The sequence below is a fragment of the Sphingobium sp. ba1 genome (assembly GCF_000743655.1).
Taxonomy (GTDB): Bacteria; Pseudomonadota; Alphaproteobacteria; order Sphingomonadales; family Sphingomonadaceae; genus Sphingobium.
This window is the reverse complement of the sequence record NZ_JPPQ01000006.1, coordinates 72,895-86,818: the sequence shown is the minus strand read 5'-3', so window position 1 is coordinate 86,818 and position 13,924 is coordinate 72,895. Positions and strand designations below refer to the sequence as shown.

At 64.1% G+C, this 13,924-nt stretch carries 15 protein-coding genes; 9 read left to right on the top strand and 6 right to left on the bottom strand.

What is annotated here, in order from left to right; all coding sequences use genetic code 11:
* The first annotated feature begins 153 nt into the window (after nt 1-153).
* Nucleotides 154-831 (top strand): TPM domain-containing protein, encoded by a 678-nt coding sequence (locus IL54_RS00555; protein ID WP_037472159.1) that lies wholly within the window; start codon nt 154-156, stop codon nt 829-831.
* Complete coding sequence (locus tag IL54_RS00550) at nt 828-1,358, top strand: NUDIX hydrolase (protein WP_037472158.1); 531 nt, start codon at nt 828-830, stop codon at nt 1,356-1,358. Before IL54_RS00555 ends, IL54_RS00550 begins: the two co-directional genes overlap by 4 nt.
* Here IL54_RS00550 and IL54_RS00545 read toward each other — a convergent pair.
* Nucleotides 1,355-1,813 carry a DUF6456 domain-containing protein gene (locus tag IL54_RS00545; RefSeq protein ID WP_037472157.1) on the bottom strand — a complete coding sequence of 153 codons (459 nt, stop codon included), beginning with the start codon at nt 1,811-1,813 and terminating at the stop codon, nt 1,355-1,357. The two genes, IL54_RS00550 and IL54_RS00545, sit on opposite strands and share 4 nt — an antisense overlap.
* A gap of 98 nt (nt 1,814-1,911) precedes the next feature.
* Between IL54_RS00545 and IL54_RS00540 the strand changes: the two genes are divergently transcribed.
* Nucleotides 1,912-2,475, top strand: coding sequence for a helix-turn-helix domain-containing protein (locus IL54_RS00540; protein WP_037472155.1), 564 nt, complete (start codon nt 1,912-1,914; stop codon nt 2,473-2,475).
* A 59-nt stretch (nt 2,476-2,534) separates the two neighbouring features.
* Nucleotides 2,535-3,707, top strand: coding sequence for a glycosyltransferase (locus IL54_RS00535; RefSeq protein WP_037472154.1), 1,173 nt, complete (start codon nt 2,535-2,537; stop codon nt 3,705-3,707).
* Here the strand turns inward: IL54_RS00535 and IL54_RS00530 are convergent.
* Nucleotides 3,683-5,326, bottom strand: a complete 1,644-nt coding sequence (locus IL54_RS00530; RefSeq protein ID WP_037472153.1) for a molybdopterin-dependent oxidoreductase — start codon at nt 5,324-5,326, stop codon at nt 3,683-3,685. The genes IL54_RS00535 and IL54_RS00530 overlap by 25 nt on opposite strands.
* A gap of 82 nt (nt 5,327-5,408) precedes the next feature.
* Nucleotides 5,409-6,269 (bottom strand): metallophosphoesterase family protein, encoded by an 861-nt coding sequence (locus IL54_RS00525; RefSeq protein WP_037472151.1) that lies wholly within the window; start codon nt 6,267-6,269, stop codon nt 5,409-5,411.
* Between the two features lie 70 nt (nt 6,270-6,339).
* On the opposite strand from IL54_RS00525, the gene IL54_RS00520 reads away from it, so the two are divergent.
* Complete coding sequence (locus tag IL54_RS00520) at nt 6,340-7,260, top strand: diacylglycerol/lipid kinase family protein (RefSeq protein WP_037472149.1); 921 nt, start codon at nt 6,340-6,342, stop codon at nt 7,258-7,260.
* On the opposite strand, the gene IL54_RS00515 is transcribed toward IL54_RS00520, so the two are convergent.
* Nucleotides 7,261-8,418, bottom strand: coding sequence for a hypothetical protein (locus IL54_RS00515; protein WP_037472500.1), 1,158 nt, complete (start codon nt 8,416-8,418; stop codon nt 7,261-7,263). It abuts the gene before it with no gap.
* Between the two features lie 146 nt (nt 8,419-8,564).
* On the opposite strand from IL54_RS00515, the gene IL54_RS00510 reads away from it, so the two are divergent.
* Nucleotides 8,565-9,632, top strand: a complete 1,068-nt coding sequence (locus IL54_RS00510; RefSeq protein ID WP_037472147.1) for a fatty acid desaturase family protein — start codon at nt 8,565-8,567, stop codon at nt 9,630-9,632.
* Between the two features lie 3 nt (nt 9,633-9,635).
* On the opposite strand, the gene lptG is transcribed toward IL54_RS00510, so the two are convergent.
* Together lptG and lptF are read right to left on the bottom strand one after the other, a co-directional pair.
* The gene (gene lptG, locus IL54_RS00505) at nt 9,636-10,736 is read right to left on the bottom strand and encodes an LPS export ABC transporter permease LptG (RefSeq protein ID WP_037472146.1); all 1,101 of its coding nucleotides are present in this window, start codon (nt 10,734-10,736) and stop codon (nt 9,636-9,638) included.
* Nucleotides 10,737-10,740: 4 nt separating this feature from the next.
* The gene (gene lptF, locus IL54_RS00500; protein ID WP_037472145.1) at nt 10,741-11,958 is read right to left on the bottom strand and encodes an LPS export ABC transporter permease LptF; all 1,218 of its coding nucleotides are present in this window, start codon (nt 11,956-11,958) and stop codon (nt 10,741-10,743) included.
* A 129-nt stretch (nt 11,959-12,087) separates the two neighbouring features.
* Between lptF and IL54_RS00495 the strand changes: the two genes are divergently transcribed.
* From IL54_RS00495 to IL54_RS00485, 3 genes are read left to right on the top strand one after another with little or no spacing between them, the layout of a single operon-like run.
* Nucleotides 12,088-12,582, top strand: a complete 495-nt coding sequence (locus tag IL54_RS00495) for a DUF2141 domain-containing protein (protein ID WP_037472144.1) — start codon at nt 12,088-12,090, stop codon at nt 12,580-12,582.
* A 10-nt stretch (nt 12,583-12,592) separates the two neighbouring features.
* The gene (locus tag IL54_RS00490; RefSeq protein ID WP_037472143.1) at nt 12,593-13,561 is read left to right on the top strand and encodes a diacylglycerol/lipid kinase family protein; all 969 of its coding nucleotides are present in this window, start codon (nt 12,593-12,595) and stop codon (nt 13,559-13,561) included.
* Between the two features lie 59 nt (nt 13,562-13,620).
* Nucleotides 13,621-13,851, top strand: a complete 231-nt coding sequence (locus IL54_RS00485; RefSeq protein ID WP_037472142.1) for a hypothetical protein — start codon at nt 13,621-13,623, stop codon at nt 13,849-13,851.
* Nucleotides 13,852-13,924 lie beyond the last annotated feature (73 nt).

Sequence of the window (13,924 nt, the reverse complement as noted above, 5' to 3'; positions counted from 1 at the left end):
GCCGATCATCCTGTGGGGTCCGGGTGCGGGCGGGTCCGGCTGGGGGTCGGGCGGCGGCTCCAGTTGGGGCGGTGGTGGCGGCTTTGGCGGCGGCGGCGGCGGCTTTTCGGGTGGCGGCAGCTTCGGCGGCGGCGGCGCGTCGGGAGACTGGTGATGCAGCTTAACCTTAGCCAGGCCGACCATGACCTCGTTTCCGCCGCGGTCGCGGAGACCGAAGCGCTGACGTCGGGCGAGATTGTCACCATCGTCGCACGTCGGTCGGACGCCTATCATGATGTCGGGCTTAGCTGGGCGGCGGCGGCGGTGTTCATCGCCCTGTCGCTTGCCGCAGCTTTCCCCGACCATTTGCATAGCTTCATGTCCACCTTGTGGCTCGATTGGGAGCATGAACTGGCGGACTGGAAGCTGATGACCGGCTTGCTGGGGCTGCTGCTGCTCAAATTCCTGATCGTGCGCTATGCGCTGGCGATCATGCCGCTGCGCATGGCGCTGACCCCGCGCGCGACCAAGGCGCGTCGCGTGCGCCGCCGTGCCATCCTGCTGTTCCGCTCGGCGGTCGAGGCGCGCACCCATGGCCGCACTGGCGTCCTCCTCTATCTCTCGCTCGACGAACATCGCGCCGAACTGGTCGCCGACCGCGCGATCAACGACAAGGTTGCGCCCGAAGCCTGGGGCGAGGCGATGGCGGCGCTGATCGAGGCGATCCGCGATGGTCGCCCCGGCGAAGGGCTGGCGGCCGAAGTGAGGCAGGTCGGCGCGATATTGGCGACGCATTTCCCGCGCGCGCAGGACGACATCAACGAATTGCCCGACAGGCTGATCGAATTATGACCGACCCGGATCGCGATGCGCCCGAAGAGGTGATGTGGCAGGGCCGCTTCATCACCGCCAAACAGCGCGGCAAATGGGAATATGTGGGCCGCGCGCGCGGCATCCAGGCGGCCGTGATCCTGGCGATCGATGACGGCCATGTCCTGCTGGTCGATCAATATCGCGTGCCTTTGGGTCGGCGCTGCATCGAACTGCCCGCTGGCCTGGTGGGTGACGAGGCAGCGGGCGAGGACGCCAGCATCGCCGCCGCGCGCGAGCTGGAGGAGGAGACGGGCTATCGCCCTGCCCGGCTCGAATTGCTGGGCCAGTTTTTCAGCTCTCCGGGCATGGTGTCGGAAAGTTTCACCCTGTTCCGCGCCCTTGGCCTGAAGAAGACCGGCGAAGGCGGTGGCGTGGAGGGCGAGGATATTATCGTCCACCGCATCCCGCTTGCCACCCTGACCGACCAGATCGCGGAGTGGCGCGCGCAGGGCTATGCGATGGACGTCAAGCTGCTCCTGCTTTTGGGCGCGGGGATGATGGCTTAGGCCACCCGATACCAGTCGGCCACGCGCTCCAGGGCGAGGGTCAGCACCAGCTTGCCTGCGCGGCTCGGCCAGCCCAGCGCTTTTTCCGCCGCGACGAGGCCTTCGCCTGCACAGACCACGCGCCACAATATGTCGGCGAGGCCAGGCCCGGCGGCCGTGATCGCGCCATCGAAACGGTCGCGCGCCGACAGTTGCGCGCTGGTCGGGTCGGGCGTTCGTCCTGGTCCGCGCCGCCCGCCCTCGCGCGGGGCCGCATCCCAACACATGGTCACCCGTGCGCCGAGGCCCGCTTTCTCCCAGTCGGCGCGCAGGCGTTCGCCCGCCAGATATTGGCGTTCGCTCACATGGCCGCGCGTGTGCAGCCAGGCGAGCGGCGATTCGCCGAGATTGACCATTACGCGCTGCGCCCGGCCATCGGGGCCTTCGATCGTCTGTTCGATATGCGTTACGGCCATCACCACCTCCTGCTGCCCAAGAATCGGAAGAGCCGCTCTTGCCATGGGGGATCATTTGTAGGAAAGAGAAACCAAATAGGTTATTATAGAGGCGTGGGATGATCACCCGTATCCGCGAAGTCCGCAAGGCGAAGGGGCTGACACTCGAACAGGTGGGCGCGCTGTGCGACCCGCCGACCACGGCGCAGACGATCGGGCGGCTGGAAACGGGCACGCGCACCGTATCGGTGAAATGGCTCAACCGCATCGCGCTGGCACTGGGCGTCACCACGTCCGAACTGGTCGCGTTGCCGGGCCAGGCCGAAGTGCCGGTTGCAGCGTTGCTCGGCCCTGATGGCGTGCGCGCGCCGACCCGGCCGCTCGCCTTCCCCTCGCCCGCGCCCAGCGACGGCATGGTAGGCGTGCATGTCAGCGCCAGCATCGGCGATTATCGCAGCGGCGACGCGATCTGGTGCCGCCGCATCGGACCGGAAGAATTCGCCAGCGCGCTCAATCGCGACATTCTCTTTCCGCGTCCCGCCGGGCGTTTCCTGTTCGGGCGGCTGATCGGGCGGGAAGGCGACCGGCTGCAACTGCTGCCGCTGGGGTCGGGCGCGCGGCAATTGGTGCTGACCGACCCGCCATGGGCCGCAGTCGCCGTGCAACTCGTCCGGCGGCTCTAGCCAAAAGCACAAGCGCCGCTTAACCCGATGGCAATGGCTGATCCGCGAAAGACAAGACCATGACGCTCAACGTCCTCATGCTATCGACCCTCTTTCCCGATATCAGCCGCCCCAATTTCGGCGTGTTCGTGGAACGGCAGGCGCGCGAACTGGCCAGCCGGGCGGAGGCGACGGTCACCGTCGTCGCGCCGGTCGGCCTGCCGCCATGGCCGCTCTCGCTCAGCGCCCGCTATGCGCCGCTGCGCGCGCTGCCGCGTAAGGAACGCTGGCGCGAACTGACCGTCTATCGCCCGACCTTTCCGATCATCCCCAAATTCGGCGGGCGCACCAATGTCATCACCATGACGCGCGCCATCCTGCCGCTGGTGCGTCGGCTCCACGCGCAGACGCCGTTCGACGTGATCGATGCGAGTTTCTTCTTCCCCGATGGGCCGGTGGCGCAGCGACTGTCGAAGGCGCTCGGCATTCCCTATTCCGTCAAGGCGCGCGGCGCGGATATTCACCATTGGGGCACGCAGCGCGGCACCCGCAAGATGGTGCGTCAGGCGGGCGATCTGGCGGCGGGCATGCTCGCCGTGTCCGACGCGATGCGCCGGTCGATGGCGCGGATGGGGATGGATGCCGACAAGATCCGGGTCCATTATACCGGGGTCGATCTCGACACGTTCGAACTGTCCGATCGCGCAGCGGCGAAGGAAGCGCTCGATTTCAGCGGGCCGGTGGTGCTGTGCGTCGGGGCGCTGATCCCGCGCAAGGGGCAGGAACTGCTCGTCCGCGCGCTGCCCGCATTGCCCGACGTCACGTTGCTGCTGGCGGGACAGGGTCAATATCGGCGGACGCTCGAAAATCTGGCGCAGGAGCTGGGGGTGGAGCGCCGAGTCGGTTTCCTGGGGTCGGTGCCGCATCATAAATTGCCGCGCATCTTTGCCGCCGCCGATGTGATGGCGCTGCCGTCGGCATCCGAAGGCCTGGCCAATGCCTGGGTCGAATCGCTCGCCTGCGGCACGCCGATCGTGATCAGCGACGTGGGCGGTGCCCGCGAATTGCTCGATCGGCCCGAAGCTGGGCAGATCGTCGAGCGCGATCCGCAAGCCATCGCAGCGGCCATTCGTACTATCCTTGATGATCCGCCGCCACCGGAGAAGGTGCGCGAGGCCGCGCTACGCTTCACCTGGGCGGCCAATGGCGACGCGCTGCTGGCGCATCTTCAGGGGATCGCGGCCTCGGCCTGACCCGCGATCGGCAAGAGCCGCGCCCGACCATCGGACGTCGGAAAATGCCCGCCATCGAATGGCACTTCGCCCCAGCGCCACGGCGTCAGTTCGGCATAGGCCGGGTTGGAAATGGGTGCATGGCGGCGCAGGTTGAGCAGTCGCGTGCCATCATTGCGATAGGCGGTCAGCCGCCCATGTTCGCGATAAATGTCGGCGGGCTGTTCATAATGGAAGGCATCGCCCCAGCCCATGGCTTGGGCCACCCGCGTCAACATCCACCAGTCGGGCCGCGCTTCGCCGGGCAAGTCGAACAGGCGGCGATGGCGACTGACCAGCCGGTCCAGCCCCGTTACCGTGCCATCCTTTTCGATCCAGTTCGCCGAAGGGAGGCATAGGGTCCAGCCGTCCTCGGCTTCTTTCGCACGGTCGGTCGAGCGGATCGACAGTGGCACCACCGCTCGCGCGGCGCGCAACCAGTCCGTTGCCCCGTCATCCGCGCCGATGCTCCATAACGCCCGCACCTGCCCGTCGCGCATCGCGTCGAGCAGCGCTGCGTCCTCCAGTCCGGGCTGTTCCACCAACTGCCGCGCCCCCCAGAAGCGCGCGACATTGGCGCGCACGGGTTCGTAGAAATCGCCATGCGCCGCGAGGTCGGCGGCGTGACAACCCACCTCGCGCGCGCCCATGCCGTTCGCGCCGGAAGGCAGCGCGAAGGGTGCCGCGCCCGGTCGTCCGATCCTTCCCGTGAGCAGATGCAGGTTGATCGCCGCCACCGCGACATCCGCGCCCGCCGTCTCGCCGAACAGGGTCACCAGCCGATCGACCGGTCCGATCGCATCGAAGAAATCGCGCACCTGGCCCGGCTCGATCCCGCAGACCCGCGCCACCGACCAGAGATCATGGCCGGGGGCGAGCCGATCCCGAAAGCCATCCGGCACGGTCACATGCGCGGCCACGAAGTCGGCGTCGATCAGGCCACTATCAATGCTGTGCAACAGCCATCCGGCCAGTAAGCGGGCGACACTGCCTGTGCGCACCGGCAATTGCATGTCGGCTTCGATCCCCGTGCCCAGCACCACGAGCCGCGTGCCGCGCGTCGTGCGCGCATCCTGTACCCGTTCCAGCAAGAGCGGGTGCGCCAGCAACGCAGGCACGTCGGCGATCAGGATCAGGTCGGCGCGGTCGATATCCTCCAGTGTGGCAGGCATCACATCTTCGCCATAGGCGGCGCGCTGCACGCCGCCGATCACGCCGCGCCAGGGGGCATGGATATGAGCGGACCCCAAAAAGCCCTTCATCAGCTTGTTGGCGACATAATAATCCTCGGTCAGCAAGCCGCCGCCGACATGCAGCGCCACGCTGCCCGGCCCATGACGCGCCTGCACGGCGGCCAGGCGCCGGGCGATCAGCGCGATCGCCTTGTCCCATGTCACTTGCTTGCCTTCGACCTGCGGGTGCAGCAAGCGCCCGTCCAGGTCGGTCATCGCAGTCAGGGCATCCGCACCTTCGCACAGCCGCCCGGCATTGGCGGGGTGCGCCTTGTCGCCCTCGACCCGCAGGTCGCGATCAGTGCCGGTCATCGCCCGCACGCCGCACCCCATGCCACACTGGCCGCACAGGCTTCTGACGATGGGCATCTCAGCGTGGATTCCGGTTGCGAACGCTCATAAGCCGCGTCCTAGCGTATCGCGCTATCCGACAAAAGCAGCCACGGCGATGTCAGGCGATGGCACCCACGCTTGCCGGATGATCAACCGCCTCGCCGGTCCAGCGATCGCCATGCTGGTGATAGGCGACATGGCTGGCACGTTGGAAGCTGGTGCCGTCCCAGACGATCACCTGCAATTCGACTTCGTTATTCCGGTGGACATGCAGCCAGTTGAAGCTCTGCGGTTCGTCATTGCGCAGGCGTGTCGATGTCGCCGTGCCGGCCTGGATCACCAGCGCGCCGCCGGCTTGTTCCACCATCTTGGTCGCCGATTCGGCATAGGTCTGATGAAAATGACCTGCCAGTGCGAGATGGACACCTGCCTCGCGCGCCGCCTGTATCGCGTCCTCATGCTGGCCGACCGCTTCGCTCAATTCGCCGCCGCGGCCGATCGGCATGGCGAACAGCGGGTGATGGGTCACGAGTATCCGCGTCTTGTCCGGCGTGACGGCTGCGAGACGTTGGCGCAATATTTCCATTTGATCATGATTGATCCGGCCATCCTTGATCGTCAGCGAGCGCGCTGTGTTGAGGCCCAGAATGGCGACCTCGGTATCTTCATAGAAGGGACACAGATCGCTGCTGATATAGCGTTTGTAGCGATCAAGCGGGGCCATGAACCGCCGCACCACGTCATAGAGCGGCACATCATGATTGCCGGGCACGACCAGCAATTTGAGGCCTGCGCTACGCAGGCGGTTGAGCCAGGCCGATGCCGCCCGGAACTGATCGACGCGGGCGCGCTGGGTGAAATCGCCGCTGATGACGACCAGGTCCGGTCGGCGCGCCTCCAGCCAGGCGGTGGCAGCGTCGACGATCCTGGGATCGTTCGCGCCAAAGTGAATGTCGGAGAGATGTGCGATGCGGGCCATCAAAGGGTAACGAAGTGTAAGCAGATGGTTTCCATTGGACCCAAATCCCCTCTTGCCGTGTTGTTGTGCCATGGAAACGAAAGCGCCCCCCAGCCCTGTTCTTCGCCCCCTCCCCCGCGAGGCCGCGCTCATCGTCAACGCGCATAGCCGCAGGGGGCAGGATCTATACGCGCAAGCCAAGCAGAAGCTGGAAGAGGCAGGCGTCCGGCTGGTTGCCGCCCATGCGGTCGAAGATCCCAGCCAAATGAATAGCACGGTTCGCCAGGCGATCGCCGATGGCGCGCCGATGGTGATCGTCGGCGGTGGCGATGGGTCGATGTCGGGCACGGTCGATGAACTGGTGGGCAAGGATTGCGTTTTTGCCGTGCTGCCGCTCGGCACCGCGAACAGCTTTGCCCGCACATTGGGCTTGCCGCTCGATCTGGACGGCGCGGTGCAGGTGATCGCCCATGGCCGCCGACGACGGGTTGATCTGGGCATGATCGACCGGGATTATTTCGTCAACGCCGCCTCGCTCGGTCTGTCGCCGATGATCGGCAAGACCGTGCCGCACAAGCTCAAACGCTATCTCGGCCGGATCGGTTATCTGGTGTGGGCGGTCAAATGTTCGGTCGGATTCCGCGCCTTTCGCCTCGTCATCGACGACGGGCAGAAGGAACATCGGCTCTGGTCGACCGAAGTCCGCATTCTCAACGGCCCTTTTCATGGTGGGGTCGAATTGTCCGACCATGCCGATGTGGACACGGGCGAAATCGTTGTCCAGGCGGTGGTCGGACGCAGCCATGTCCGGCTCGCCTGGGACTGGTATGCCAAATTCTTCAAGCTGCGCGACCGGGATTCCCACACGCAGGAATTTACCGGCAAATCGTTCAAGATTTCGACCCGCCCGACCCAGCGCATCTCGATCGATGGCGAAGTGCTGGCGAAAACGCCCGTCACCGCCCGGATTGCGGCGGGCGCGATCGAGGTGGCGGTGCCGGTCGAGGATTGATCAGAGCGGCTTTTCGTAGATCTGATAGACTTTGTTGACCGTGCTGTTGATCGCCTCGGCAATCGCATTCATCCCCTGATTATCGTCCAGCACCCAGCCGATCTCGCCCCGCGTCGAGCCATAATGTTCGATCGCGTCGAGCCGGATATGTTCGATCATCATGAAGGCGAGCTGGCTGGCGATGCGCGAGGATTGCAGCCGTTGCACCACGCCCATCAGCGGCACGCGCATGGTGCGGACCTTGGGCTTGCGCAGCCACCGCAGCAATTTTAGCCAACCGAACGGGAAAAGCGACCCGTTGAGCGGCCCCAGCGCTTCGTTGAGATCGGGCAGGGTCATCATGAAGGCGACCGGCTCGCCATCCAGTTCGGCGATCATGATCAGATCTTCGAACACGATGGGTTTCAGCTTCTTGCCGGTATGCGCGACTTCCGCATCGGTGATCGGCACGAAGCCCCAATTCCTGCCCCAGGCGTCGTTCAGGATCGACAGGATGATCGCCGCTTCCTTGTCGAACTTCGCCTTTTCGACCTTGCGGATGCGGATGCGCGGATTTTTCTGCCCCGACGCGACGATCCGCTGGATAAGCGGCGGGAATTGGTTGGTGATGTCCAGTTCGTAGCAGAGCAATTGCTTGGCCGGGGCATAGCCTGCGCCCTCTATCATCGCCTGGTAGGTCGGGCTGTTATGCCCCATCATGACCGTTGGCGGATGATCATGGCCCTGGATCAGCAAGCCAGGCTCTTCCCAGATCGACAGCGAAATCGGCCCCAGCACGCGAGTCATGCCCTTGGCGCGTAGCCAGGCTTCGGCGGCCGCGATCAGCGCCGCGCCGACGTCCGCATCGGTCGCTTCGAACAGACCGAAATTGCCCGTGCCCGGCCCCATGCCTTGTTCCGCTGGCTGCGCCAGCGCCAGACGATCGATATGCGCCGAAATGCGGCCGACAACGCGGTTGCCGCGGCGCGCGAGAAAATATTGCGCTTCGGCATGGTCGAAAAAGGGATTGTCGCCGGGCGTCAGCAGCGCCTTCACCTCGGCCTTGAGCGGGGGCACCCAGTTCGGATCGTTCGCATAGAGGGACCAGGGCAGGTCGATAAAAGCCTTGAGGTCGGCCTTGCCGGAAACGGGAGTGATGACCAGATCGGATTGCGCCACGGTTGCCGCCTTGATGATGGGAATGGGATGCAGTTCGCCGCTTGTTTGCGCAATGTCAATCACGGGCGCGGGTTGGCGGCGTATCGGGACGCGGATGTCATGGTGCTGCCACGATATCAGCGCATTTGGAGTGTAGGACGGCAGGTATGACAGTGCATGATCCCATATTGGCCGCCGCCCAGCGCGCGCGGGCGACCATTCCCGACGATACCGCCATGCTGCGGGCCGCAGCGGAACTGACGCGCGACTATAGCGTCGCCAATCCGCGTATCTATTGGCCCGACATGCTGGGTTCGGCGCTGATCGGTTGGGCCGCGATGGTCGGCGCGATCGTGGCGGACAATCTCGCGATTGCCCTTGCCTGTGGCTTGGTCGCGATGATGGCGCTTTATCGGGCGGCGAGCTTCATCCATGAGTTGACGCATATCCGCAAGGGCGCGTTGCCGGGCTTTCGCTTCGGCTGGAATCTGATCGTCGGCATCCCGCTGATGATCCCGTCCTTCCTCTATGAAGGCGTGCATACGCAGCACCATGCCCGCACCCGCTATGGCACGGCGGAAGACCCCGAATATTTGCCGCTGGCACTGATGAAGCCCTGGTCGTTGCCCTTGTTCATTCTGGTCGCGTCGCTGGCGCCCGTCGGCCTGATCCTGCGCTTCGGGCTGCTGACGCCGCTCAGCCTCATCCTGCCGCCCTTGCGCCGCAAGGTGGTGGCGGAACTGTCGGCGCTGTCGATTAATCCTGCCTATCGCCGCCGCGCGCCGGAGGGTGACTTTGCGCGCATGTGGGCGTGGCAGGAAGCGGGTGCCTGCCTGTTCGCGCTGGCGCTGGTGGGCAGCGTATTCGTCTTCGGCTGGAAGCCTTTGCTCGTCTATATGGCGATCCATTCGGCGATGACCGTCGTCAACCAGTTGCGCACCTTGGTCGCCCATCTGTGGGAGAATGAGGGCGACCCGATGACGGTGACCGCGCAATATCTCGATTCGGTCAATGTGCCGCCGCCCGGTGTCCTGCCGGAGCTATGGGCGCCGGTGGGGCTGCGCTATCATGCGCTCCACCATCTGCTGCCGAGCGTTCCCTATCATGCGCTGGGCCAGGCCCATGCCCGGCTGATCGCGACGCTGGACGGGGATTCTCCCTATCATCGCGGCAATTATCCGGGGATGATCCCGCTGGTGGGCAAGATCGCGCGCAGCACGATGGGCGCGCGCTGAGCCTTATTCCTCGGTCCTGAACAGCACGGTTTCGCCGACTAGCAGGAACAGGAAGAAAGGTGCCCAGGCCGCGAGGAAGGGCGGATAGGCACCCAGGCTGCCCATCGCCAGCGAGAAATTGTCGGCGACGAAATAGGCAAAGCCAAGCGCCATGCCCATCACTGCGCGCACGAATAATTGCCCCGACCGGGCGAGGCCGAAGGCGGCAACGGACCCCAGGATCGGCATCAGCAGTGCAGACAGCGGCCCCGATAATTTGTGCCACAGGCTTGCCTCCAGCTCCGCCGTCGGCCGCCCGGCATCATGCAGGTCGGCAATCGCCGCCTTGAGCTGGGCGAAGGTCAGCGCGTCGGGATCGACCTTCGCCAGGGTGAACTGGTCAGGACGAATATCGCGGCCAAAACGGACGGTGCCGACATTGGTGACCGTGCCGCGCGCCACGTCGAACTGCCGCGCGCCTTCCAGCAACCAACTGCCGCTGGCGGCGTCATAGCGGCCGCGAGGCGCCTCAACTATGGTCGTCAGGCTGTTGTTGATCCGGTTATAGATGCGGACCTGGCGCAGTTGGACTTCCGTGCCGCGCCCCGCCACGATCGCAGCGTTGACGAGGTTGTTGCCGTCGCGGACCCAGGGGTTGCTCTTAACCCCGCTGTCGCGCGGGATCGGACCGTAATCCACCGCTTCCCAGGCGCTGAGTGCGGCAGTCGATCGCGCCACCACCCGTTCGTTGAAGACATAGCTGATCAGCGAGACGCCGAGCGCCGCGGCGATCAGCGGTGCCAATATCTGATGCGCCGACAGGCCCGCCGCCTTCATCGAGATGATCTCGCTATTCTGGTTGAGCGTGGCCAGCATGACCAGCGTGCCGAGTAACACCGAGAAGGGCAGGAAGCGCGCGATGATCTGTGGCGCGCGCAGGCCGACATAATGCCATAATTGCGCATCGCCATTGCCGGGATAGGCCAATACGTCGCCCGAATTGCCGAGCAGGTCGAGCGTCTGCAGCACCACCACCAGCAGCGCCAACACGGCGAAGGTCCGAGTCAGGAACAGGCGCGCCATATAGAGGGTGATGGGCGTCGACGGGAAGAAATTGAACTGCATGGCCTCAGGCCGCTCCTTCCACGGTCATAGCAGGTCGCCGTTTGCGGCCCAGCCGCAACAGGCGCGCGACCTGCTTGCCCAATTTGGCGAAGGCGAATTCCAGCGCGCCGATCGGCTGCCCACCGGGACGATGCGCCACCACATGATACATCCAGAAGATCAGCCCGGCGGCCAGAATGAACGGCCCCCACAGAGCGATGATCGGGTCGACCTTGCCCAGCGCACCGATGCCTTCGCCATATTGGTTGATCTTGTGATAGGTCACGATGAACACGATCGAGAGGAAGACGCCGAGCGCCGATGTCGATCGCTTGGGCGGGATGGCAAAGGCCAGCGCGGCGAGCGGCAACAGCAGCATCATCGCCACTTCGACCATGCGGAAATGGAAGTTCGCACGCACTTCGTCGCGCAGTTTGTCGGGCGTGGCCGCGCTGCGGCCGATCACCATCAGTTCGGGGATCGTCTTTTCCCGATCCACGTCGCGGCCGCGGAAATTTTCGATCTGCGGCAGGTCGATCGGCAGGTCATGGCTGGAAAAGGACAGGATGCGCGGCGTCTTATATTTGGGCGCATCATTGACCAGCACGCCGTTGCGCAGGCGGAAGATGATCGTGTCGGGATCGTCGGTGGCCAGGAACATGCCCTGCGCCGCGGTCACTGCCACCGATTGGCCGTCGCGGCTGGTCGCTCGCACGAAGATGCCCTGGAGATTGCGGCCCTCGTCCAGGCTGCGTTCGATTCGCATCGTCATCCGCTTGCCCAGATTCGTGAACTCGCCGACCTTGATCGACGCGCCGAGCGCACCAGACCGCAGTTCGAAGCGCAATGCCTCATAGGCGTGGCGCGACAAAGGCTGGACCCAGCCGACGATGCCGAAATTGAGCAGCGCCAGCGCGATCGCATACATGTAAGGGACGCGCAGCAAGCGGCCGTAGGACAGGCCAACGCCGCGCATGACGTCCAGCTCCGACGACATGGCGAGCTTGCGAAAGGCCAGCAAAATGCCGAGCATCAGGCCGATTGGGATGCCGAGCGAGAGATATTCGGGCAGCATATTGGCGAGCATCCGCCACACGACGCTGACCGGTCCGCCCTCCGCCGCGACAAAATCGAACAGGCTGAGCATCTTGTCGAGGACAAGCAGCATCGCGGCGATCACCAGCGTACCCAGCATGGGTACCGCGATCAGGCGGGCGAGATAACGGTCGGTGGCGGTCAGCATTCTCTAAGTCGTCGTCCCATCACCATGTTTTGGCCGCAAACCCCGCCCATATCAAACGGCATAGCGTTGCGGGGCGAACAGGGGCTCGCCATCCGGCCCATGCCGGTGGCTATAGCTTCCAGGAGTCTGATGGTCATGATAAAAGTTGCAATGGGTTTGATGTCGGGAGCAGCGCTGGTCGCTGCGACGCCCGCATTCGCCCATGGCCAGGAAATTGCCAATGATCTGGACCGTTGCGCGGCAAGCGCCAGCGGACCGGCGGTGCTGGTCGATGTACGCGGTTTTGCCGCCGCCACCGGCAAGGTGCGCGTCCAATCCTATCCCGGCACCAAGGCCGCCTGGCTGAATAAGGGTCAATGGCTGCATCGCATCGATACCGCGGTGCGTCCCGCCAATGGTGCGATGCGATTCTGCATGCCAGTGCCGCAGCCGGGCAAATATGGCATCGCCGTGCGGCATGATCGCAACGGCAATGGCAAGACCGACATTTCCAGCGACGGCGGTGGTTTTTCCAACAATCCGTCGATCAGCATCTTCAACCTGGGCAAGCCCGGTGTCGAGAAAGCCGCTTTCTATGCCGGTCCCGGCGTGACGAAAATCACGATCACCCTCAAATATATGTGACCCCAAAGCCATGGTTTGCGTCGCCCTCCTGTCCAATCCCAAGTCCACGGGCAACCGGCAGTCGCTTCCGCGCGTGCGCAGCTATTGCGCGAGCAACCCCGACATCTTCCATTATGAAGTGGAGCATGTCGAACAGATCGGCCGGGCGTTCCAGACCATCGCCCGCGTCGATCCGGTCGTCATCGTCATCAATGGCGGCGACGGGACGGTGCAGGCGTCGCTGACCGAGCTGTATCAGGGCGAGCATTTCAAAGGCCGGGTGCCGCCGATCGCGGTGCTGCCTAATGGCAAGACCAACCTGATCGCGCTGGACCTGGGCATCCATGGCGACCCGATCAGGGCGCTGGAGCGGATCGTAGCGATCGCCAAGGCAGGCGTGGACGATCATGTCGTCGCGCGGGAGCTGATCGCCCTGTCGGACGGACAGGTCGGCAGCCGCCCGGTGCTGGGCATGTTCCTGGGCGGCGCGGGACTGGCCGACTATATGCTCTATTGCCGCAACCAGATTTATCCGCTGGGGCTGTCCAATGGCCTGAGCCACTTCATCACCGCGATGGCGGTGCTGGTGTCACTGTTGTTCGGCATCAGCGCCCGTTTCCTGCCACCATCGAGCAAGCCGGTCAGCATCTCGCTGATCCGCGACGGCCAGTTGGTCGGGCGCTTTTCGGTGCTGATCGTGACCACGCTCGAACGGTTGCTGCTGGGCGTGCAGCCGGGCGACAGTCGACGCGGCAATATGAAATTGATGGCTGTGGACCAGAATTTGCCGGCGCTGTTGCGGCTGATGTGGGCCAGCATCTTCAAGCGGGTGGGCAAGCGTCAGATGCAGGGCATCCACCTGGAACAGGGCGACACCATCCGTATCGAAGGCAATCATAGCAGCGTCATCCTGGACGGCGAATTGTTCGAAGCGTCGGAGGGCAAGCCGATCGTGCTGCGCTCGACCCAGCCGGTGCCGTTTTTGCGGTTGGCGGCTTAGAACACGTTCGAGTAGTTGATTTTAAGAATTTGCTAACGATCTTTTAGGAGTCAGCGCACGTGATAACGTCGGAACATTTGTTGGTGCGTGCGGAGGTCGAAGTTGACGGTTCGCGTGAGACAATCGACCTTGCTGGGCTGTCAATTTTGCCCAAAGCAGGCGAAGTTATGAAGCTCGACTATTGGCATGGGCGTAAGCTGATATTTCTTGTTGAAGAAGTTCAGCATCACATCTCCAACATTGGTCAGGATATGCTTCAACAGATCACCCTGCGCGGGAAGGAAGTGTAACCCCACCACCTTTAACCGATGCACACATCGGCGGCGTAAGCTTCCATCTTAGCTGTCACGTTAATCCCGCAAT